The sequence below is a fragment of the Cupriavidus sp. H39 genome (genome assembly GCF_050271075.1).
Taxonomy (GTDB): Bacteria; Pseudomonadota; Gammaproteobacteria; order Burkholderiales; family Burkholderiaceae; genus Cupriavidus; species Cupriavidus necator_B.
The window spans coordinates 3072174-3094165 of sequence record NZ_CP189848.1; the positions used below are offsets into that span (position 1 = coordinate 3072174).

At 65.0% G+C, this 21992-nt stretch carries 22 protein-coding genes and 1 tRNA gene; 11 read left to right on the forward strand and 12 right to left on the reverse strand.

The features are described 5' to 3' along the window. The first annotated feature begins 174 nt into the window (after window positions 1-174). The 3 genes from lptF to ACOCMH_RS29610 are packed head-to-tail and all read left to right on the forward strand — an operon-like array spanning window position 175 to window position 2892. On the forward strand, window positions 175-1311 hold the full coding sequence (gene lptF / locus ACOCMH_RS29600; RefSeq protein ID WP_427310998.1) for an LPS export ABC transporter permease LptF: 1137 nt from the start codon (window positions 175-177) through the stop codon (window positions 1309-1311). Continuing rightward, window positions 1308-2483 carry an LPS export ABC transporter permease LptG gene (lptG, locus tag ACOCMH_RS29605; RefSeq protein ID WP_427311000.1) on the forward strand — a complete coding sequence of 392 codons (1176 nt, stop codon included), beginning with the start codon at window positions 1308-1310 and terminating at the stop codon, window positions 2481-2483. The genes lptF and lptG overlap by 4 nt, the downstream gene beginning before the upstream one ends. 13 nt (window positions 2484-2496) lie before the next feature. Continuing rightward, entirely contained in the window at window positions 2497-2892 is a 396-nt protein-coding gene (locus ACOCMH_RS29610; RefSeq protein WP_427311002.1) for a sirohydrochlorin chelatase, read from the forward strand. A gap of 218 nt (window positions 2893-3110) precedes the next feature. Here the strand turns inward: ACOCMH_RS29610 and cobA are convergent, their stop codons facing one another. The 7 genes from cobA to ACOCMH_RS29645 are packed head-to-tail and all read right to left on the reverse strand — an operon-like array spanning window position 3111 to window position 10132. Next, window positions 3111-3911, reverse strand: coding sequence for a uroporphyrinogen-III C-methyltransferase (gene cobA, locus ACOCMH_RS29615; protein ID WP_427311004.1), 801 nt, complete (start codon window positions 3909-3911; stop codon window positions 3111-3113). 27 nt (window positions 3912-3938) lie between these two features. Further along, complete coding sequence (locus ACOCMH_RS29620; protein WP_427311006.1) at window positions 3939-5243, reverse strand: sulfate adenylyltransferase subunit 1; 1305 nt, start codon at window positions 5241-5243, stop codon at window positions 3939-3941. Between the two features lie 25 nt (window positions 5244-5268). After that, entirely contained in the window at window positions 5269-6234 is a 966-nt protein-coding gene (cysD, locus tag ACOCMH_RS29625) for a sulfate adenylyltransferase subunit CysD (protein ID WP_427311008.1), read from the reverse strand. A gap of 12 nt (window positions 6235-6246) precedes the next feature. Continuing rightward, window positions 6247-7053: a phosphoadenylyl-sulfate reductase gene (locus ACOCMH_RS29630; protein WP_427311010.1), complete on the reverse strand. Its 807-nt coding sequence runs from the start codon at window positions 7051-7053 to the stop codon at window positions 6247-6249. Continuing rightward, window positions 7050-7631 (reverse strand): DUF934 domain-containing protein, encoded by a 582-nt coding sequence (locus ACOCMH_RS29635; protein WP_427311012.1) that lies wholly within the window; start codon window positions 7629-7631, stop codon window positions 7050-7052. Before ACOCMH_RS29635 ends, ACOCMH_RS29630 begins: the two co-directional genes overlap by 4 nt. A 16-nt stretch (window positions 7632-7647) precedes the next feature. Next, window positions 7648-9330 (reverse strand): nitrite/sulfite reductase, encoded by a 1683-nt coding sequence (locus ACOCMH_RS29640; RefSeq protein ID WP_427311014.1) that lies wholly within the window; start codon window positions 9328-9330, stop codon window positions 7648-7650. A 28-nt stretch (window positions 9331-9358) separates the two neighbouring features. Continuing rightward, on the reverse strand, window positions 9359-10132 hold the full coding sequence (locus ACOCMH_RS29645) for a sulfite exporter TauE/SafE family protein (RefSeq protein ID WP_427311016.1): 774 nt from the start codon (window positions 10130-10132) through the stop codon (window positions 9359-9361). A gap of 163 nt (window positions 10133-10295) precedes the next feature. Here ACOCMH_RS29645 and ACOCMH_RS29650 point away from each other — a divergent pair, with 163 nt between their 5' ends. The 4 genes from ACOCMH_RS29650 to ACOCMH_RS29665 all read left to right on the forward strand — a co-directional run bounded on the left by ACOCMH_RS29650 (window position 10296) and on the right by ACOCMH_RS29665 (window position 14673). Continuing rightward, window positions 10296-11237 carry a CysB family HTH-type transcriptional regulator gene (locus ACOCMH_RS29650; RefSeq protein WP_171515777.1) on the forward strand — a complete coding sequence of 314 codons (942 nt, stop codon included), beginning with the start codon at window positions 10296-10298 and terminating at the stop codon, window positions 11235-11237. Between the two features lie 110 nt (window positions 11238-11347). After that, window positions 11348-12511 (forward strand): methyltransferase, encoded by a 1164-nt coding sequence (locus ACOCMH_RS29655; RefSeq protein ID WP_427311018.1) that lies wholly within the window; start codon window positions 11348-11350, stop codon window positions 12509-12511. Between the two features lie 80 nt (window positions 12512-12591). Further along, on the forward strand, window positions 12592-13755 hold the full coding sequence (locus ACOCMH_RS29660) for an ABC transporter substrate-binding protein (protein ID WP_427311020.1): 1164 nt from the start codon (window positions 12592-12594) through the stop codon (window positions 13753-13755). 36 nt (window positions 13756-13791) lie between these two features. Further along, complete coding sequence (locus ACOCMH_RS29665; RefSeq protein ID WP_427311022.1) at window positions 13792-14673, forward strand: NAD(P)-dependent oxidoreductase; 882 nt, start codon at window positions 13792-13794, stop codon at window positions 14671-14673. Window positions 14674-14695: 22 nt separating this feature from the next. Here ACOCMH_RS29665 and ACOCMH_RS29670 read toward each other — a convergent pair whose 3' ends face one another. Further along, the gene (locus ACOCMH_RS29670) at window positions 14696-15616 is read right to left on the reverse strand and encodes an alpha/beta hydrolase (RefSeq protein WP_427311024.1); all 921 of its coding nucleotides are present in this window, start codon (window positions 15614-15616) and stop codon (window positions 14696-14698) included. Between the two features lie 173 nt (window positions 15617-15789). Here ACOCMH_RS29670 and ACOCMH_RS29675 point away from each other — a divergent pair. From ACOCMH_RS29675 to ACOCMH_RS29690, 4 genes are all read left to right on the forward strand, one after another. Next, window positions 15790-15874 (forward strand) — tRNA-Leu (locus ACOCMH_RS29675). A gap of 85 nt (window positions 15875-15959) precedes the next feature. Further along, complete coding sequence (locus tag ACOCMH_RS29680) at window positions 15960-17312, forward strand: phage integrase (protein ID WP_427311026.1); 1353 nt, start codon at window positions 15960-15962, stop codon at window positions 17310-17312. A 40-nt stretch (window positions 17313-17352) separates the two neighbouring features. Then, window positions 17353-18201: an AbiJ-NTD4 domain-containing protein gene (locus tag ACOCMH_RS29685; RefSeq protein WP_427311028.1), complete on the forward strand. Its 849-nt coding sequence runs from the start codon at window positions 17353-17355 to the stop codon at window positions 18199-18201. A gap of 193 nt (window positions 18202-18394) precedes the next feature. Continuing rightward, window positions 18395-18616 (forward strand): hypothetical protein, encoded by a 222-nt coding sequence (locus tag ACOCMH_RS29690; protein WP_427311030.1) that lies wholly within the window; start codon window positions 18395-18397, stop codon window positions 18614-18616. A 113-nt stretch (window positions 18617-18729) separates the two neighbouring features. On the opposite strand, the gene ACOCMH_RS29695 is transcribed toward ACOCMH_RS29690, so the two are convergent. The 4 genes from ACOCMH_RS29695 to ACOCMH_RS29710 form a co-directional block, all read right to left on the reverse strand. After that, entirely contained in the window at window positions 18730-19599 is an 870-nt protein-coding gene (locus tag ACOCMH_RS29695) for a hypothetical protein (RefSeq protein WP_427311032.1), read from the reverse strand. 184 nt (window positions 19600-19783) lie between these two features. Next, window positions 19784-20872, reverse strand: coding sequence for a hypothetical protein (locus tag ACOCMH_RS29700; protein ID WP_427311034.1), 1089 nt, complete (start codon window positions 20870-20872; stop codon window positions 19784-19786). Window positions 20873-21041: 169 nt separating this feature from the next. Further along, window positions 21042-21527 (reverse strand): hypothetical protein, encoded by a 486-nt coding sequence (locus ACOCMH_RS29705; protein ID WP_427311036.1) that lies wholly within the window; start codon window positions 21525-21527, stop codon window positions 21042-21044. Beyond that, window positions 21524-21952: a hypothetical protein gene (locus ACOCMH_RS29710; RefSeq protein WP_427311038.1), complete on the reverse strand. Its 429-nt coding sequence runs from the start codon at window positions 21950-21952 to the stop codon at window positions 21524-21526. Before ACOCMH_RS29710 ends, ACOCMH_RS29705 begins: the two co-directional genes overlap by 4 nt. Window positions 21953-21992: the final 40 nt, after the last annotated feature.

The following is a 21992-nucleotide window of genomic DNA, read 5'->3' on the forward strand; positions in this document are numbered from 1 at the left end:
AGGGGCTCGTTAGACACGAAAGCCTCCATTATCCGCGATTTTTACCCCGCGACCTGCCGCCGCTGATACGCCCCGGTCACGTTGACAGCACGCTGTGCCGTCAGCCAGCTGTTCTGCCAGGCACCTCGCACGGCACATCGCCCGATCCGGCCGGCAGCCCGGAACCGAACCCGCATGATCCTTCAACAAGCCCTGCGACGCGAGCTTGCCTACACCGCCGGGGCGGTGTTCCTGGTGATGCTGACCTTCATGCTCACCTCGCTCGTGATCCGCATCCTGGGGATGGCCGCCAACGGCAAGGCCAGCCCCAACGACGTGCTGATGCTGATCGGCCTGGCCACCATCGGCTACCTGTCGATCCTGCTGTCGGCCACGCTGTTCATTTCCACCCTGATCGTGCTGACGCGCTGGTACAAGGACTCGGAAATGGTGGTGTGGTTCTCAGCCGGCATCTCGCTGCGCGACCTGGTCAAGCCGGTGCTGCAGTTCGCCGCGCCCTTCATCGTGCTGGCGCTGCTGCTGGGCATGTTCGCCTGGCCGTGGGCCAACCAGCAGAGCGCGCTGTTCCGCGACCGCTTCGAGCAGCGCGGGGTGATGTCGATGATCGCCGCCGGACGCTTCATCGAGCCGGCCAAGGCCAACTACGTGCTGTTCATCGAGGGCATCGACGCCGACATGAAGCATGCGCGCAATGTCTTCGTCGCCAATGCCGAAGCCAACAAGATCGGCGTGGCGCTGGCGCACCAGGGCCAGTTCGAGACCATGCCCAACGGCGACCGCCTGGTGGTGATGGAGCACGGCCGGCGCTATTCCGGCACGCCCGGCCAGATCGACTACCGCATCGTCGAGTTCGAGCGCTATGCGGTCAAGATCGACAACAAGCCGCCCGAGTCCGAGGCCAGCCTGCCGCCCAAGAGCCGCGACACCATCGACCTGATCCGCAATCCCACGCGCGAGAACCTGGGCGAGCTGGTGTGGCGCATCTCGCTGCCGATCCTGGCCTTCAACTTCGTCATGATCGCGATCCCGCTGGCCTATGTGAACCCGCGCCTGGGCCGCTACACGCCGCTGGTGTTCGCGGTGCTGATCTACCTGACCTACAGCAACCTGATCAACCTGTCGCAGTCCTGGGTACGCAATGGCTCGATCCCGTTCTGGCTGGCCTGGTGGCCGATCCACCTGACGGTGTTCCTGGGGGCGCTGCTGCTGTTCCGCTATCGCCAGAACCGCAGCCTCGGCGGCTGGCGCGCCGTGTTCGGCATGCGCGGGCGCGATAGCCAGGCACGCGCTGCCACCGGAGGCCGGGCATGAGGATCCTGCGCGTCTATGAACGCTATTTCGGCCGGCTGGTGTATGGCGTGTTCGCCTTCATCCTGTTCGCGGTGCTGTCGCTGTTCGTGTTCTTCGACATGCTCAACGAGCTGGAGAACGTCAACGCCCAGTACACGTCGCTGATCGCGCTGTTCCACGTCCTGCTGCAAGCGCCCACGCGGGTGTACGAGGTGCTGCCGATCGCGGTGCTGATCAGCGCCATCTACGTGTTCTCGCAACTGGCCAGCCAGTCCGAGTACACCATCTTCCGCGTGGCCGGGCTGAACACGCGCCAGGCGCTGTTTTCGCTGTTCAAGCTGGCGGTGCCGCTGGCGCTGGTGACCTTTATCTTCGGCGAGTTCATCGGCCCGCGCGCCGAGCAATACGCGCAGAAGGTCAAGCTGGAAGCGATCGGCGCCACGGTGTCTGCGGGGTTCCGCTCGGGGGTCTGGGTCAAGGACCGCGACAAGAATGACGATGCCGGTGGCGAGATCACCCGCTTCGTCAATGTGGCGGGGCTGCGGCCGGACCAGACCATCACCGGCGTCACCATGTATGAGTTCGACCCGCAATACCGGCTGCGCGTGATCCGCGTGGCGCAGGAGGGGCGCTATCAGGGCGGCCAGTCATGGGAGCTGCAGAACGTCAGCGAGACCCGCTTCGTCGAACTGTCGCCACACGCGCAGGGCCCGCAGCCGGCGGCCGCCGCCGCGCGCGACGCGCTGGCGCCCGACTTCCGCGCCGAGCAGGTCAAGTTCCCGCGCGTGGCCATGCACTCCGAGCTGACGCCGCAGATCCTGTCAGTGCTGCTGGTCACGCCGGAGCGGATGTCGACGCTTGACCTGTTCCGCTATATCCGCCACCTGCGCGACAACAAGCAGGACACGCAGCGCTACGAGATCGCGTTCTGGAAAAAGGTCATCTACCCGCTGACGCTGTTCGTGATGGTGGCGCTGGCGCTGCCGTTCGCCTACCTGCACGCACGCGCCGGCGCGGTCGGCGTGAAGGTGTTCGGCGGCATCATGCTGGGGCTGTCGTTCCACCTGTCGAACACGCTGTTCTCGCACGTCGGCTTGCTGCATACATGGCCGCCGATCATCTCGGCGCTGGTGCCAGGCACGCTTTACCTGATGGTGGCGCTGCTGGCGCTGCGTTGGGTGGACCGGCATTAGGACAGGGATTGCCATGACCGCACCCGCCCAAGCCCTGGTCCTGTTCGCGCACGGCGCGCGCGATGCGCGCTGGCGCGAGCCGTTCGAGCGGCTGCAACAGAAGCTGGTTGCTGCCCTGCCCGGCTGCGACGTGCGGCTGGCGTTCCTGGAGCTGATGTCACCGCTGCTGCCCGATGCGCTGGCCGAACTCGCCGCGCGTGGCGTGGCCGAGGTCACGGTGGTGCCGGTGTTCTTCGGCCAGGGCGGCCATATCCGGCGCGATTTGCCTGCGCTGATCGACCAATGCCGGCAGGCTTACCCCGGCCTGCGCATTCATTGCGCGGACGCGGTGGGTGAGTCCGATGCGGTGCTGGAGGCGATTGCGGCTTACTGCGTGGCGTCGTTGCCTGGGGCTGCGCCCGCTTCCTGAAGTCCTGACCGCCTCAATGAAAAATACCCCGTGCCGGATTACCGCACGGGGTATTTTCTTTGACGCATCGATGCCGCCGGTTTGCTCCCCTCTCCCGCGAGCGGGAGAGGGGCCGGGGGTGAGGGCAGGCGCTGGCAATCACCATGGCGCCTCACTTCGTGGAGACTCCCGCCCTCACCCCCGCCCCTCTCCCATAAATGGGAGAGGGGAGAAAACCCTCAGGCAGCGCGCGGCGCGCGAACGTCCGTCACGCCCGCATCCTCCCGCGGCGCCTCGGTCGCGCGAGCCGCCAGCGCCGCGCCGATCATCAGCAGGCTCGGCTGCACCGGGTCGATCCATGCCGCGGCTTCCCCGGCCGCCATCCCGCCGAGCGTGAACTCACGGCTGCGCTGGCGCGGCGTGGTGGCGGCTTCCACCACCCACGCCGGCGTCGATGCGGGCTTGCCGTGCGCGATCAGCTGCGCGGCAATCGACGCCGCCTGGTCGCGGCCCATGTAGTAGACCAGCGTATCGGCCTTGACCGCGGCTTCGATATCGGGCGAGCCCTCGCCATCCGCCGCCTTGGCCTGGGTGGCAAAGGCCACGCTGCGCGACACGCCACGCTTGGTCAGCGGCTTGCCGATGGCCGACGCGGCCGCCAGCGCGGCGGTGATGCCGGGCACCACTTCATACTCGATGCCGGCCGCTTCCAGTGCCTGCAGTTCCTCGTCGGCACGCCCGAACAGCATCGGGTCGCCGCCCTTCAGTCGCACCACGCGTTCGTACTTGCTGGCCAGGTCGACGATCTGGCGGTTGATGAACAGCTGCGCGGTGGAGCGCTGGCCGCAGCGCTTGCCGACTTCGACCAGCTCCGCCTGCGGACACCAGGCCAGCATCTCCGGCGCCACCAGCGCATCGTGCAGCACCACCTGGGCTTCGCCCAAAAGCCGTGCACCACGCACCGTAATGAGGTCGGCCGCACCGGGGCCTGCCCCGATCAGGGTCACCTTGCCGTAAGCCTTCTGCGCCTGCTTGTCCATCTGCTGCCCCTTCCTGTCAGTTACCGATCAGGAGAACGCACGGATCATGCCTGCCGCGACCGTGTGGTTGGTGGCTTCGTCGATCAGCACGAACGCGCCGGTGGCCGGATTGTCGCCGTAGGCATCGCACACGATCGGCTTCTGCAGCGAGATCTGCACCGAACCGATGTCATTCAGGCGGATGTCGTGGCGGCCGGTCTCGTGCGACAGCGTATGCACGTCCAGCACGCGCTCCACCGCCGACACGCGCGCGAACACGCTGGCCGTGGTGTGCTTGAGCACGTACTTGCGCGACGGGTTCAGCGACTCGTCGTCAAACCAGCACAGGTCGGCCTGCAGCTTCTTGGCGGAAGCCGCGGTCGCATCCGCGGCGACGAACATGTCACCGCGTGATACATCGACGTCATCGGCCAGGCGCACGGTGACGGTGTCGCCGACGTTGGCCGATTCGGCGGCGCCGTTGGGCGTCAGCACTTCAGCCACGACCGCTTCGCGGTTGGCGGGCAGCACGCGCAGCTTCTGGCCGACGCGCACGGTGCCGGCTTCGACGCGGCCGGCATAGCCGCGGAAATCGTCGGATTGCGAGCCGTCCTGGCGGATCACCAGCTGCACCGGAAAGCGCAGCGCGGCGTCGTCCTCGGGCGCGGCTTCTTCCACCGGCAGGTCTTCCAGCAGGGGCAGCAGCGGCTCGCCCTGGTACCACGGCATGGCGTCGCTCTCGTGCACGATATTGTCGCCGCGCAGCGCCGAGACCGGCACGTAGCGCACGTCCTTCAGGCCCAGCTGTTCGGCCAGCTCGGCGTAGGCGGTCCGGATCTCGTTGAAGGTCTGCTCGCTGTAGTCGACCAGGTCCATCTTGTTGACGGCGACGATCACGTGCCGGATCTCCAGCAGCTTGAGGATCGCCGAATGGCGCTTGGTCTGCGCCAGCAGTTCGGCGCGGCCGTCCGTGACAGTCACGCGCGTGGCATCGACCAGCACGATGGCCGCGTCGGCGGTCGACGCGCCGGTGACCATGTTGCGGGTGTACTGCTCGTGGCCCGGCGTATCCGCGATGATGAACTTGCGGCGCGCGGTCGAGAAGTAACGGTAGGCCACGTCGATGGTGATGCCCTGCTCGCGCTCGGCTTCGAGGCCGTCGGTCAGCAGCGAGAAGTCGATCTGCTCGCCGGCGGTGCGCTTGTTCTTGGCGTTGGCCAGCGCGGTCAGCTGGTCCGACAGCACCGCCTTGCTGTCATACAACAGGCGGCCGATCAGCGTGCTCTTGCCGTCGTCGACGGAGCCGGCGGTGATGAAGCGCAGCAGGCCTTGATGGGTTGCTTGGTGAGTCATGTCTGGATCCTTTGCTGCGTGCGGCTTAGAAGTAGCCTTCCTTCTTGCGGCGCTCCATCGAAGCTTCGCTGGTCTGGTCGTCCATGCGGGTGGCGCCGCGCTCGGTGATCTCGGTCACCGCGGTCTCGGCGATGATCGCTTCCGGCGAATCGGCAACGCTGGCCACCGGGCAGGTGCAGCTGATGTCGCCGACGGTGCGGAAGCGCACCGACAGCACTTCGCTGACGTCGCCGTCCTGCTTGGGCGTGATCGGCGTGACCGGCACCAGCAGGCCGTTCTTGCGCACCACTTCGCGCTGGTGCGCGTAGTAGATCGGCGGCAGCGCCAGGTTTTCGCGGGCGATGTACTGCCACACGTCCAGTTCGGTCCAGTTCGAGATCGGGAACACGCGCATCTGCTCGCCCTGCGCCATGCGGGCGTTATACAGGGTCCACAGCTCGGGGCGCTGCGCCTTCGGGTCCCACTGGCCGAACTCGTCACGGAACGAGAAGATGCGCTCCTTGGCACGGGCCTTCTCTTCGTCGCGGCGGGCGCCGCCCATCAGCGCGTCGAACTTGTGCGCCTCGATGGTTTCCAGCAGTGTCACGGCCTGCGCGGCGTTGCGCGAATCGGTGTCCTTGCGCAGGCGCACGGTGCCGCGCTTGATCGAATCCTCGACATGGCCCACCACCAGGCGCGCGCCCAGTTCCGCCACGCGCTGGTCGCGGAAGGTGATCACTTCCGGGTAGTTGTGGCCGGTGTCGATATGCACCAGCGGGAACGGCAGCTCGATCTTGCGCTCGCCCAGGCGGAACGCCTTCAGCGCCAGGTGCAGCATCACGATCGAGTCCTTGCCGCCCGAGAACAGCAGCGCCGGGTTGCGGCACTCGGCCACCACCTCGCGGATGATGTAGATCGACTCCGCCTCCAGGCGGTCGAGATGGTCGTTCTGTACCTGCAACAGGTGAGCCACGCTATTGGTGGCTTCTGCGATGTCGTTCATGATGCCCATTTTGTTCCGGCCTCAATGCTTGATGTTCTGTTCGTGGAGCCCGCACTCTTTCGAGTCCTTGCTCTCCCACCACCAGCGCCCCGCGCGCACATCCTCGCCCGCGCGCACGGCACGCGTACAGGGCTCGCAGCCGATGCTGGGATAGCCCTTGGCGTGCAGGTCGTTGACCGGCACGTTGTGGCGCTTCAGGTAGGCCCACACCTCGGCCTCGCTCCAGTCGGCCAGCGGGTTGAACTTGGGGATACCGCGGGCCTCGTCGAGCTCCTCGAACGGCAGCTCGGCGCGCGTCACGGCCTGCTCGCGGCGCTGGCCGGTCATCCAGGCGTCGGCGTGCGACAGCGCGCGGTTGAGCGGCTCGACCTTGCGGATGCCGCAGCACGACTTGCGCGCGTCAATGCTGTCGTAGAAGCCGTTCAGGCCGTGCTTCTTCAGGTAGTTCTCGACGGCCTCGGCGTCCGGCGTGTACTGCTCGATGCTGTAGCCGTAGTGCGCCTGCACCTTGTCCAGCACCGCGAGCGTCTCGGCGTGCAGCCGTCCGGTCTGCAGCGTGAACACGCGGATGCCCGCACGCACGGCTTCGCTGCCGCGCAGGATCGCGTCGGTCAGCACCATGTCTTCGGCGGCCAGGCTCGAGGCAAAGCGCGCACGGAAGAAGCGCGCGGCGATGCCGGCCAGGCGCTCGTCCAGCTCGCGCTCTTTCTGCGCCAGCGCCTCGACGCTGCCGGTGTACTGCGGCGCCACCCACAGCGCGGGCGGGCGCAGGCCCGACACCGCGCCGCTGGCGTCCACCACCGGGATCTCGTTGAGCACCGCGCTCATGCCGTTTCCTTCGCCTGCGCGCCAACCTCGGCGCGCGCGCGGCGGAACAGCGGCAGCGGCTCGTCCACCGACGCCTGGTAGGTCACGGTGAACTCGGTGAAGCCCTTGATGGCGTCGTCGATGTTCTTGTCGGCGCGCACCGCGAAGGCGTCGAAGCCGCAGCGCTTCATGAAGTTGAGCTGGTCGCGCAGCACGTCGCCGATGGCGCGCAGCTGGCCCTGCCACTGGTAGCGGGTGCGCAGCAGGTAGGCCGTGGAGAAGCCGCGGCCATCGCGAAACACCGGGAAGTCCACCGCCACCAGGGACACGCGGTCGAAAACCGCGGCGGCGTCGCCCGGCTCGTCTTCCGGGGCCAGCCACACGCCGGTGCGGGCCACGTCGCGGCCCGCCAGCAGCGCTTCGTTGGCCTGCCACACCGACAGCGGGAACAGCACCGCGTCCTGGCTTTGCGCCGCGGCGGCGATCTGCTCGTCGGTCAGCGCTTGTTCCGCGGTGCCGCGCAGCACGGTCCAGGCGTCATCGACGATAACGGGGGTCACGTTGGCGCCGTCGCGTTGCAGTTGAATGATCTTTGCCATGTTCAGTCTCCGGTCCTCAGGCTTCGGCGCGCTCGCGCGGCTGCTTGTCTGCATACACGCGTTCCTTGAACGGGGCGATGCCGATGCGGGACAGGGTTTCGATAAAGCGCTCGTCCTCGATGCGGTTAGCAACGAAGGTGTCGATGATGCGGCTCACCACCTCGGGCATTTCCTCGGCGCTGAACGACGGGCCGATCACCTTGCCCAGCGCGGTCTGGTTGCCTTGCGCGCCGCCCAGCGTGACCTGGTACCACTCGGAGCCGTCCTTGTCGACGCCCAGCACGCCGATGTTGCCGACGTGGTGGTGGCCGCAGGCGTTGATGCAGCCCGAGATGTTCAGCGAGATCTCGCCCAGGTCGTAGACGTAGTCGAGATCGTCGAAGCGATCCTGGATCGCCTGCGCGATCGGGATCGACTTGGCATTGGCCAGCGAGCAGAAGTCGCCGCCCGGGCAAGCGATGATGTCAGTCAGCAGGCCGATGTTGGGGGTGGCCAGGCCGGCCTTCTTGGCCAGCTGCCACAGCGCGTACAGGTCCTGCTTCTTCACGTCCGGCAGCACCAGGTTCTGCTCGTGCGCCACGCGCAGTTCGCCGAAACCGAACTGGTCGGCCAGGTCGGCCACGGTTTCCATCTGCGCGTCGGTGGCATCCCCCGGCGGCGACACCAGGCCCGGCTTGGTCGACAGCGTCACCGCGGCGTAGCCCGGCACCTTGTGGCCGTGCACGCTGCGGCTGACCCAGCGCGCGAACGCCTTGTCTTCGAGCAGGTGCTTCTCGTACGAGGCGTCGGTGTCGGCCAGCTTTTCATAGGCCGGCGGCGTGAAGTACTGTGCCACGCGGTCGAATTCGGCCTGTGTCAGCGTGGCCGGGCCGTCCTTGCTGTGCTGCCATTCTTCCTCGACTTCCTGCGCGAACTTGTCGGCGCCGATCGCCTTCACCAGGATCTTGATGCGGGCCTTGTACTTGTTGTCGCGGCGGCCATAGCGGTTGTACACGCGGATGGCCGACTCGATGTAGGTCAGCATGTGCTGCCACGGCAGGTCGTCCTTGATGATCGTGCCCAGGATCGGCGTGCGGCCGAGGCCGCCGCCGGCCAGGATGCGCAGGCGCACTTCGCCGTCGGCATTCTTGTAGGCGTAGACGCCGATGTCGTGCATCTGCACCACCGCGCGGTCGTCGGCCGAAGCGGAGATGGCAATCTTGAACTTGCGCGGCAGGAAGGCGAATTCCGGCTGGAACGTGCTCCACTGGCGCAGCAGCTCGGCCAGCACGCGCGGGTCCACCGATTCGTCCGGCGCGACGCCGGCGAAGTGGTCGGTGGTGATGTTGCGCACGCAGTTGCCCGAGGTCTGGATGGCGTGCATCTCGACGCTGGCCAGCTCGGCCAGCACGTCGGGCACGCGCTCCAGTTCCATCCAGTTGTACTGGATGTTCTGGCGGGTCGAGAAGTGGCCGTAGCCGCGGTCGTATTCGCGTGCGATATGGGCCAGCTTGCGCAGCTGCTTCGACGACAGCAGGCCGTACGGAATCGCCACGCGCAGCATGTAGGCGTGGCGCTGCATGTACAGGCCGTTCTGCAGCCGCAGCGGCAGGAATTCTTCCTCGGTCAGCTCGTCCGACAGGCGGCGGCGCACCTGGTCACGGAACTGGGCGACGCGCTCGGCGACGATGCGCTGGTCATATTGGTCGTACTGATACATGGCGGGGTCCGTTCAGTATTCGTTGAATTCAGGAGACGAGCTTGATGGCGACGAGCGTCAGCGTGGTCGCCAGGGCGGCGCGCACCAGCCGCTCGGGCAGCGCCCGCGACAGTTGCGCGCCCAGCCAGATGCCGGGGATCGAACCCACCAGCAGCGCCAGCAGCAAATTCCAGTTGACGGTGCCAAGCCACACATGGCCCAGCCCGGCCAGTGCCGTCAGCGGGACGGCGTAGGCAATGTCGGTGCCGGCCACTTCGGCCGGCTTCATATGGGGATACAGCAGCAGGATCAGCGTAGCGCCGACCGCGCCAGCGCCGATGGACGAGACCGTCACCAGCACGCCAAGCACCACGCCCACCACGATGGTGGCGCCCGCCTGCTTGCGGCCTTCGAGCTGGAAGCGCGGATTGCGCGCCAGCCAGGCCAGCAGCTGCTTGCGGAACAGCAGCGACAGCACCGTCAGCAGCACCGACACGCCGATGGTCACGCGGATCGCATGCAGCCACTGCGCGTTGAGCTCGCCGGCGCTTTTCAGCACCAGGATGGCGGCCACGGCCGCCGGCAGGCTGCCGATGCAGAGGCGCCGCACCACCTGCCACTGCACGTGGCCGTGGGCGCGATGCGCGATGGTGCCGAAACCCTTGGTGATGGCCGCGAAGGCCAGGTCGGTGCCGACCGCGGTGGCTGGCGAGAAGCCGAACAGCAGCGTCAGCAGCGGTGTCATCAGCGAGCCCCCTCCCACGCCGGTCAGTCCGACGAGGACGCCTACAAACAGACCGGAAACGGTATAGGCCAGGGACATGGGGACTCGGTGGGCCCTGCCTGTGAGGCTCGCATCACAATTCGGGGGCTGCGAGCGGACGCACTAAGGGCAGGACGTTCATTAACAAAGTTCGAGAATCGTAATAAACTGGCCTCATACCTCAAACTAATAAGAAGTTGTTTGTTTATACGATGCGAGTTATATGAACCTGCACCAGTTTCGCTTCGTGCGCGAAGCCGTCCGGCAGAACTACAATCTGACCGAAGCCGCAAAAGCGCTCTACACGTCACAGCCAGGCGTCTCCAAGGCCATCATCGAGCTGGAAGAAGAGCTGGGTGTCGATATCTTCACGCGCCACGGCAAGCGCATCCGCAGCCTGACGGAGCCGGGTCGGCGCATTCTCGGCTCCGTGGAGAAGATCCTGCAGGAGGTCGAGAGCCTGAAGCGGGTCGGCATGGACTATGCCGCACAGGACCAGGGCAACTTCACCATTGCCACCACGCATACACAGGCACGCTATGCGCTGCCGCGAGTGATCGGCGAGTTCACCAAGCGCTACCCCAAGGTCCGGCTGTCGATCCAGCAAGGCAACCCGTCGCAGATCGCCGACATGCTGCTGCATGACCACGCCGATATCGGCATCGCCACGGAAGGCATCACCGACGACAAGAACCTGGTGTCGCTGCCGGGCTACCAGTGGACGCATATGGTGATCACGCCACCCGACCATCCGCTGCTGGACAAGAAGCACCTGGCGCTGGAAGACCTGATGGGCTACCCGCTGATCACCTACGACCCGAATTTCGCCGGCCGGCCCAAGATCGACAAAGCGTTCGAGCTGCGCCACCTGAAGCCGGACATCGTGCTCGAGGCGATCGATGCCGACGTGATCAAGACCTATGTCGAGATCGGCCTGGGCGTGGGCATCGTCGCTGGCGTGGCCTATGATGCCGAGCGCGACCGCAACCTGCGCGGGATTTCAGCCGGGCACCTGTTCGGCAGCAATGTGACGCACCTGGCGGTCAAGCAAGGCGCCTACCTGCGCAGCTTTGTCTACACCTTTATCGAGCTGTTCTCCCCGACGCTGAACCGCAAGCTGGTCGAACAGGCCATGTCGGGCGAGCACGAAGCCTACGAACTCTGAGCGCGGCAGCCCGTCGCCTCGCCATATAAGAAAGCAGAACCCAATATGCATTCCCAATCCGTCACGCCGCGCCGGCCGGAGGCGCTGTGAGCGAACCCATGAACGTACCCATGAGCGAAGCCCCCAGCGAACTGCCCCGCATCCACTGGACCGAGGACGGCACCGAGCGCAGCGCCGCCTGGCGCTCCGAGGCCGGCAACCCGCCGCCGCGCCGCGTGGTGGTCGCCGACGACACCACCAGCGCCGACACCGCCTACCGGCTCGCCTGCGAAGGCACGGCGCTGCTGTGGCGCGGCGACTTCCAGAACGCGCGCCAGCTGCTCAACGCCATGGCGCGGCGCACCGAGCGCAAGCCCAAGAAGGCAAGCCGGCCGGGCCACAAGGCCAAGGACGCGCCCGGATCCGTCACCGAGGCCTTCCACCTGCACCGGCTGGCACAGTCGCAGCGCGCCCGCACGCTCGGCATGCTGCTGCTGCCGTTCGAGGCCGACCACAGCGTGCCGCTGCGGCGCGCGCCCGATGTGCGCGAAGCCTGCGAACAGGTCTACGGCCCGGCCGGCGAGCCCTACGTGGCTTCGCTGCGCGAGCTGCTGGGCATGATCGGCGCCTTCGAATGGCGCAGGAAGGGCGTGGAGATCGCCGCGCTGGAAGACCGCATCCACCCGTGGTACGGCGTGTTCTCGCCGGTGCGCGGCGAGTACGTCGACCTGGTCGCGGCCGAACCGCTGCCGGCCACGACGCTGGCCTTCGATATCGGCACCGGCACCGGCGTGCTGGCCGCGGTGCTGGCCCGCCGCGGCGTGCAGCGGGTGGTGGCCACCGACCAGGACCCGCGCGCGCTGGCCTGCGCGCGGGAGAACATCGCCCAGCTCGGCTACGCCGCTCAGGTCGACGTGGTCGAGGCCGACCTGTTTCCCGCGGGCCGCGCGCCGCTCGTGGTGTGCAACCCGCCGTGGGTGCCGGCACGGCCCAGCTCGCCGGTGGAGCGCGCGGTCTATGACCCGGACAGCGCCATGCTGCGCGGCTTCCTGCAAGGGCTGGCCGAGCACCTGGAACCCGGCGGCGAGGGCTGGCTGGTGCTGTCCGACCTGGCCGAGCACCTGGGCCTGCGCCAGCGCGGCGAACTGACGGGCTGGATCGAAGCCGCCGGGCTGAAGGTGCTGGGCCGCTCCGACATCCGCCCGCGCCACCCGCGCGCGGCCGATGCCGCCGACCCGCTGCACGCGGCGCGCTCCGCCGAAATGACCTCGCTCTGGCGCCTGGGCGTACGCTAAAGCCGCTGCGGCGGGACCGGGGTGCCCCGCCCCGCCGAGTTCGGCTATCCTTCCCGTCACATATAAGAACGGAGGAGACGATGCTGAAACTGCCCCTGCGCCCCCTGCTGCTTGCCGGCGCGCTGCTCTTCGCCGGCGCCGCGCAGGCCGACATCCGCGTCGGCATCGATGTGTCCACCACCGGGCCGGCCGCCTCGATCGGCATCCCGTCCAAGAACACCGTGCTGATGTGGCCGCAAACGCTGGGCGGCCAGAAGGCGCACTACATCATCCTCGACGACGGCACCGACCCGGCCGCGGCGGTGCGCAACGTGCGCAAGCTGATCTCCGAGGAAAAGGTCGACGTGATCGTCGGCCCCAACATCACGCCCACCGCCATCGCCGCGCTCGACGCCGTGGCCGAGGGCGAGACGCCGATGGTGGCGCTGGCGGCCTCGGCCGCCATCGTCGAGCCGCAGAGCGACGCCAAGCGCCGCTGGGCCTTCAAGATGCCGCAGAACGACTCGCACATGGCCACCGTGCTGACCGAGTACATGAGCAACCACGGCGTCAGGACGGTCGGCTTTATCGGCTTTGCCGACGCCTACGGCGAAAGCTGGTGGCGCGAATTCTCGAAGCTGGCCGAGGTCCGCAAGATCAAGGTCGTTGCCAACGAGCGCTTCTCGCGCAACGACACCTCGGTCACCGGGCAGGTGCTCAAGCTGATGGCGGCCAACCCCGACGCGATCCTGGTCGCCGGTGCCGGCACCCCATCGGTACTGCCGCAGAAGACGCTGGGCGAGCGCGGCTACAAGGGCAAGGTCTACCAGACCCACGGCATCGCCACCTGGGACTTCCTGCGCATGGGCGGCAAGGACGTCGAAGGCACGCTGTTCCCGACCGGGCCGGTGGTGGTCGCGCGCCAGCTGCCCGAGAGCCACCCGGTGCGCAAGGTGGCGCTGGACTTCGTCAACCGCTACGAGGCCAGGTATGGCGCCGACAGCGTCACGCAGTTCGCCGGCGATGCCTGGGGCGCGTGGATGCTGCTCGACGACGCCGCCCGCCGCGCGCTGAAGCGCGGCGCCCAGCCGGGCACGCGCGAGTTCCGCGCGGCCATGCGCGACGCGCTGGAATCCACCACCAATCTCACTATCCCCAACGGCGTGATGAACCTGAACCCGAAGGACCACCAGGGCTTCGACCAGCGTTCGCGCGTGATGGGGGTGATCCGCAATGGCAAGTTTGCCTATGCGGGCGACAAGTAGCCCGCCGAATCAACGCATCAGGAAAGGAAGCATGGCATGAGCACCACTCAAACCCCCACCACTGTCGCCTTTATCGGCCTGGGCGCCATGGGCTCGCACATGGTGCGCAACCTGCTTGGCGCCGGCCACACCGTGCGCGCGTTCGTGCGCCGCCCGGAAGCGGCGGAGGCCGCGCGCCAACTGGGGGCTGAACCGTTCTTCACGCCGGCCGAGGCGGCACGCGGCGCCAGCGTCGTCTTCACCAACGTGACCTCGTCCGAAGACGTGCGCGAAGTCCTGCTGGGCGCGCAGGGCGTGATCCACGGTGCCGCGCCGGGCACCATCTGCGTGGACCACAGCACCATCTCGCCCATCGTCACGCGCGAGATCGCCGCGGCGCTGGCCGCGCGCGGCATCGAGGCGCTGGACTGCCCGGTGTCGGGCGGCACCATGGGCGCCGAGGCCGGCACGCTGACCATCATGGTCGGCGGCAAGCCCGAGATGCTGGAGCGCGTGCGGCCGCTGCTGCAGCGGCTGGGCCAGACCATCACCCATATCGGCGATCACGGCGCGGGCCAGGTCGCCAAGCTGTGCAACCAGATCGCCCAGGTGGTCAATATCGAAGGCATCGCCGAGGCCATGCGCTTCGCCGCCGCGCAGGACGTCGATACCGGCCGCGTGTTCGAGGCCATGGCGACCGGCATGGCCGGCAGCCGCATGCTGGACCTGATGGGCCCCAAGATGGTGGCGCGCAACTTTGCCGCCGGCATCGAGGCGCGGCTGCACGACAAGGACTTCGGGCTGGCGCGCGATATCGCCGAGGAAATCGGCCTGGAGCTGCCGGCGATGCAGGCCACCTCGGCGCAATTGCGCGCGCTGATGGACAAGGGCTGGGGCAAGGACGATACCTCGTCGCTGCTGCGCGTGCTGGAAGGTTGAGGCGCTGGCGCGCGGCGGGCGCTCAGCGCTCCATCAGCCGCAGTACCGCGCGCGTGAGGGCGCCGTCCGCGCGGGTCAGGCTGTCCAGCACATTGAAGTGATGGCAGTCCGGCAGCACCAGGTCGCTCGCCGCCGGATGCGCCACCTTGGCCGGCCACGCCGCGCGGATCAGCGCATGCTGGCGATGGTATTCGGCGGCCTCCAGCTCACCCACCGCGATGGCCAGCGGCGCCGCGTCGGCCGGCGCCATGTAGGCGGGCGACAGCCGCGCCACATCGGCTTCGGATAACTTCAGGTCGCACTGCAGGAAGGCCGCGCGCCGCAGCGGCTCCATGTCGTACAGCCCGCTGACCGAAAGCCCGCCCCGCACCAGGCCCGCGGGCAGGTCCGCGCCCAACTGCGGCCAGCGCGCGGCCATCAGCATCGCCACCAGGTGGCCCCCCACCGAATGCCCCGCCACGAACAGCCGGTCCGGATCATGGCCCAGCCGGTCCGCCTGCCGGTACAGCCAGGCCACGCTGCGCAACACCTGCCGCACGATCTCCGGCACCGTCGCCGCCGGCACCAGCGTGTAGTTGACCACCGCCACCGACACGCCCAGCGCCGGCAGCGCGCTGGCGACGAAGCTGTGGTCGTGCTTGTCCAGCGCGCGGTAATAGCCGCCGTGGATAAATACCAGCAGCGGCGGCAGGGCCCCGTTGGCGCGTTGCGCGGGGAAATAGTCCAGCGTCTCGCCCTGCGCATGGCGCGTGTCCTCGCCGGCATAGCTCAGGTCCGCCAGAAAAGGGCCGCGTGCGCGTACCTGCGCCGACCAATGCGCCCAGCGCGCCAGATGCGCCGGGTTGTCCGGCACATTGGCGCGATTGTTGTACTCACGGTCATAGAAGGCCGGATCCTGCGAAGGCAGGCTGGCAAGGCGCGCAAGCAAGTCTGGGTGGGTCATGGCGGTCTGGGGTGCGGTCGGGGATGCCGTCCGGGCGGCCGGCAGCGGCAAGGCTGGGCGCCATGCTACCGGATTTGCGCGGCGGCCGAAGCCCGCGTCTGCGGTTGTCCGGCGGCGCGATTTCCGGCATAATCCCCGGCTCAGCCAGGCGCCGGTTCCGGCGCCCCACACCTGCCCGGGTGGTGAAACAGGTAGACGCAGGGGACTCAAAATCCCCCGCCGCAAGGCGTGTCGGTTCGAGTCCGACCCCGGGCACCATCAATTCAGGCGCAAAGCCTTATCCCATAAGCCTTTCCGGGTGGTTCGGTCGCGTTTCTGTGGTAACTTCTGTGGTAAGTTGCCCATGTTAATCAAACGCGGCGTCATCTCCATCACCTTGAAATACTGCTACCTGCGCTCAGGGGTCTACTACTTCCAGCGGCCAGTTCCACGGGACCTTCAGGACCGGTACGGGAAAAAGCTGGTCAAGACGAACCTACGCACCTCTGATACAGCCACGGCTGCCCGAGCAATCGAGCGGATGAACCGACAGCTTGAGGAGGACTGGGCGATGCTCCGGGCTAGCCCGAACTCTTCCCTCAAGGCCACCAAGAAGCACGCTGAGGCATTTCTAGCTTCATGGGGCATCACCCCCTCAGGGGAGCTGGACGAGGCCGCTGAGGCCGCCCTATCGCTGCTGTATGACCACCTGGATAAGAAGCGAGAGGCTCACGCTGATGGCGATGAGGAGGTCTACCGCTCAGCAAGCGGGACTGAATTCCTGACCCCAGTAGAGGCCGCCGCCATTCAGATGGTAACGGGCACCCTCAAGCCCGCCCTGAGTGACATGCTGGACCTCTACCTTGAGACCCACCAGAAGCGCGGGGATGCAAAGTTTGAGACCTATGCCAAGCGTGCATTCGGTGGTCTGCTTGCCGCTATCGGGGACAAGCCCATTGATGAGGTAACACGCGAGGATGCCCGCAAGTACATCGCCAAGCAGCTTGAGAAGGGCAACAAGACCACCACCGTCCGGAGGCGGCTGAATACCTTCAAAGCGGCCATGACCATCTACATCCGCGAGAAGGAGCTGAACCGAGCTAACCCCTTTGAGGCCATCAAGATTGCCGCTGAGGGGTCTGATGCGGAAGACAGGGAGCCATTCACTCCTGAGGAGCTGGCGACGTTGGAGAAGAAGTGCCGGAGCCAGGACGATGACATGCGCTGGCTCTTGGCGATGCTCGCTGACACAGGGGCACGGCTGGCGGAGGTTGCCGGTCTCACGCTGGGGGAAATCAACCTCAAGGCAGACGTTCCCCATATCGTCATCCAGAGGCAGCCTTGGCGGGACCTGAAGACTGATTGGAGCGTCCGTGAAGTGCCCCTTATGGGGATGGCTCTGTGGGGTGCTAAGCGCGTGGTAGAAAGCGCCAAGCCAGGGCAGCGGTTCGCCTTTCCTCGCTACACGTCTGAGCAGAAGGGGTGCAACGCTGAATCTGCATCAGCGGGGGTAGCCAAGTGGCTCCGTACCAATGGCCTTGACCATACCGCCCATGAGCTGCGCCATACGATGGCTGACCGGCTCCGTGAGGTGCATTGTCCGGAGGAAGTCCGGCACTCCATCGGGGGATGGGCTACCCGGGGGGAAGCCGCAAGATATGGGAAGGGCTATTCCTTGCTCGTAAAACGGGAGTGGCTGAGCAAAGTCTGCCGGTAGCAGTTCTCACATTGATCCAACAACCAAGAACAATTACCAGATGGCCTCGCGATTCTCGGACAGAATTGGTGTTACTCAACCCCTTACCATCTTGCAACTCGATGGAATGGGCACATCGCTTCGCACATCATTGTGGAACGTACTCCACAACCACTTCGAGCACAAGACGGAGGACAGGTGGCGAAGCCTCGCTAGAATAGTCGCGCAGTATTTCCGGAAGACCCCAATAGATGACGTGCCAATTTTGGACCGTCAATGCCGTGAATGGATGAAGAGCTATTTCAACGCGCTTCAATGGCATGAGGTCTACAACCTTATCGAGTTCATAGCTGAGAACTTCCGCGCAGCGCAAGGCGCCTACGGCGCGGACAGCAGAAGATTCGTAGTCTCGATCAATTCGGCTCTCGAAAGCGAATGCTCGGGCTATCGTTTCGTGGGTGGCGTCCTATGTCCCGTGACGTCCAGTGATGAACTTTCCTCGATTGACGAAGCCATCAGATGCACTGCGGCATCGCGACTTCAGGGAGCGCAGGCGCATATTAAGACCGCCCTTTCGCTGCTCAGCAAGAAGCCAGAGCCCGACTTTCGGAACTCCATCAAGGAATCGATTAGCGCCGTCGAATCTGTAGCAAAGGTACTCGGCAAGGATGACGCGCAAGGACTGTCCGGAGCACTGAACGAGCTTGCCAAGAAGGCCCCGATTCACGGGGCTCTCAAGTCAGCCTTTGTCTCCCTCTATGGCTACACCAGCGATGAGAAGGGCATTCGCCATGCCCACCTGACTGAAGACTCGTCTGTAGGCTTTGATGAGGCCAAGTACATGGCGGTTGCCTGCTCCGCTTTCGTCAATTACCTCATCTCGAAGGCAAACAAGGCGGGACTACTCTAACAGCGGAGCTGCCCTCGGACTGGAACGCTGAGGCTCCTGACTGTCAATCCAGAATTGGGAACTCACTAAAGCGCCTGTCGCTCAAGTGGAACGACGTTCCCAACTGGACCAGTATGGGATACGCATGGGGCCTTCAGCAAGCCTCCACGCCCCTGCTATGGTCTCCCTATCGGCTACCCGAGGGAGGCCCTCCATGCCCTACCAGATTGCCGCTATGCGAGAGGGGCGCCACGTCTGCACGATTACCTTCCGTGTCAAGCGTGATGCCTTCGCAGTAGCCCGCGTCTGCGGATGCCTGCTGAAGTTCTCCGGTCCCGAGATGGACCAGCTTGATGCCAACCAACTCAGGCCCGACTGGCCCATCGTTAGGGTCGAAGGGTTGGACGGCTGGGTACAGGTGAAGAGGCTTGAGTGAGCTGAGGTCCGAGCGGCTACTCTTCCCCGCTTCCTCTCTCTCTCTGGGGCGCTGCGATAATAACCTGGCCGAAGAGTAGCGGCCTTAACGCAGAGCCCATCTTCCAAGTAGGCTTAGTAGCCCCCTAGCCGCGCCTCGACCGCCAAGGCAAAATCCGTCGCGAACCGGATGCAGAAATCCACATCGTCCGGGCTAGGCGCTTCGGAGTTCCTCTTAGACCGATAATAGGTTCCGCTAAGAACTCGCTGCAAGCCCGGCACGAACTCATTGAATCTCTGAAGTGCGGCAAGGTCGATAGGTAGCGAAACCGTGACGGCCATTCGTCGCAACGCGGTGATGTTCCGGTCGATATGCTTTGGCAAGTCTCTCCACGCTTGCTCCGTTTTGCGATCATGCTGAACGATGTCGGGAAGAAAGGAATACCTGGCGCTGTTAGGCAAGACATCCAGAAGTGCCAACACAGACAAATCCACGGCCTCTGCCGCTAGCCCCAAGGCTTCGTCTGACTCCCCTCGGCGTGCCGCTTCCGTGGCTGCGTGAAGCCGCTCTCGAATATCCGAGGCTTGCACAAGGTCCCCAAGAGAGATGCCTTCAAAATCTTGCCCAAAGAAACGCTGCGTTGCGGCGCCAAAAAAATCTGAGGCGTACTCCAGCAGTTGACGTGCGTCTGTTCGATCTGGGTACAGGCCATAGTGCTTAAAATTTACGCGCGCCTTATTTAGGTCTGTGAGCCGAGCCCGAAACGGAACCCTCAACTCCTCTTGCGCGCCAGCCGCCTGGTCAATGCGGTCAATTACCCCTGTGAAGTCCTTGGGCTCCTGACCCGTGCCACAACGCTGCTTGTAGACCGCACGCAGGAACATCTCCACCGCGTCCTGAGCCAGCGACACGGCAAGGCCGCTGTGAAGTGCACTCTGCCGCCGCTGGAAGTTTGTTGCCTCCGTGAACAATTGCTTCGCCAGCACGACTTGACGCAACTCCATACACGTATTCTCCGATTGGTATTGCGGGGGCGGCCCACTGAATGTCACAGTTCCGGAAGTGTCCGGAAGGGCTCCTATGATATAGCGAATGGGTTGTCTAGGTCCGCGAGGGCTTAAGGCCCCACCATATGGAGAGACCCCCGTGCGATTACTATAGATATAGGGAGAGACTGGCTATGGCTGGTTACTCTTCTACTTCTACCCTTCCAGTCACTCCAGCAACAGCAAGGAAGCTCTCTTCCATGATTGTTCTTGCATGATCCACCTTGGAGGCAGGGACCAGCACTGCGTCATGAATGGGTAGCCCAGTAACCCCAATCTCTCTGAGAGCCAGCAGCACACGGACCATTGCTTGACTCTCGATGAAGGGGACTGTCTGCCCCACCCCATTGAAGAGGAGATGCGCCACCTCCGCATTGTGGTCTAGCACTGCATCAACCACCTCCCGCACCTTCAGGCCAGCGAAGGCGCCCTTCAGCTCCTCCGGGAACTGGGTCAGCCGCTTCTTAGTATTGAGCATCGCCCCAAAGAGCTTCTTGATGCTGTCCCTGTACTCCCCCGCATAGCCTGGCACTGCATAGGCATCTCGGCCATCGTATGGGACACCAGCAAGGCCATAGAGAATCCTCGGGCCAGCCTGCGAATAGTCGAGCGAGACTGCCGGCTCACCGTCAATGGTGATTGCCTTCCTGTCCTCGCGGCGCAAGCCCATCCAGAAGCCGCCATACAAGCGCCCGCCTTGCGTGAATGAGCCATTGGTGAAGATGCGCTTCAGCGTTCTGTCAGCCGTGCAAACGTCAGCCCTTCCTGCAACCACTGGGCAAAGCCCGAGGGCTGCCGATAGAAGGCCGCCATTGATGGTATGCATCTCACTGCGGTAGCGGTGCGTGGTCTCATCGTCCTCATATTCCAGCGTTTCTACCTTAGCGTTTGCAATGCCGGTCTTCCGCCCCTTCTCCTTCCTCAGCTCGATAGCTTCCGCTCCGAGGTCAATGCCAAAGTCGGCATAAGTCAAGGAAGCAACCCGCAGCTTGGAGAGCAGCGTTGGGCCAGCTCGCATAACTGTCTGCTTGGTCTTGTCGCTAATATCCCCGCGCACCGCTTCCACCATACCGAGGGCTTCGAGGCTCCCGAGCACTGGCGATAGGGTCTCATTGATGATTGGCGAGCGGTAGCGGGACCGCTTCCGGTTCTGTTTACCGAGACCGATACGGACCCACGCGCCAGGTGATACCAGATGGCGAAGACCAACGTTGCAAACGATGGCCTCCACTTGTTCCCTGAAAAATCCGCTGTCCGGCCTCGGTCCGCTGGCGTTGACGAGTGCCCAAGCGGCCCTCCAGTGCCTCTACCTCCTGTCTCACTTCGTCAGCCAGGAGCCCCAGCCGCTCCCCAGCAGCGCGCCGATGTGGGTTGAACTTGGGTTCTCTTGTCATTGCATGTCACTCCTGTTTCACGACGCGTGGAGCCTTCAGCCGGGTCAGCTTCTTGTCCTTCGCCAGTTGCCGCATCAGTTCCCTGCCGACCTCCGTAACGAAGACCACAGCGCGGCCATTAACATCTCTGGACTCGAACCAGCGGCGGTCACCGTCACGGGCCTTGCGGGGGACATATTTGCCCTGCCTGCGGACTAGGTAGCCAAGCTCATTCAGGTCTCGGCACACGGCAACCGCATTGATGCCCTTGAGGGTCTTGGCGAAGTCGATAAGGGGTACTGGCGGGTCCGGATTGATGGGCGCATCCCAGTCAATCCATTCAGGTCCAGTAATGACCTTGACCTTCCGGGCTGCTGCCCGAGCAGCTGGAGCGGGCCTCTGGCTCCCGTTCGGGTCGTTCTTTCCCGCGAGTGCCGCTGCAGCTTTGGTCCCGGCCAGTTGGTCTTCCCCCTCCCACGGGAGCAAGCTGGCTTCTTCGATGCGCTGGCTCATTGGAATGCGCTCGATGGGAGGTTAGGAAGGAAGTCCACGCTGTAGGCAAACTCTCGGTCTTCCCACGGTTTGACGATGCCGGCGCTATAGCCGAGCGCCTCAGCAAGCCAGGCTGAATCAGCAGCCTCAGGAACCAGCGTGAGGAACTCAGGCGCTAGACCTTTCGCCCCTTGCCAGCCATATACCGAAAGCTGTCCCTCTTTGGCTTCTGCGCCCGGGAACCGCCAGAACCACTCAGCGTCGCCATCTGGGGAACTGATAACGCCGGACACAGCAATGGCCCTGCGCTCCTCGGCCAAGATGCGGAGGTGGTAAGCCAACTCACCTACAGTGACCCCGCCGTTTTCAAAAAGCACCGTGCCGCGCTTCGAGCGGGCAATAGCTGCCATGAGCGCATCCAGCGCGCCCTGCTTATGTTCATTCATGGGAATCTTGAAAAGAGAAAAAAGAAAGCCCCAGCGGGAG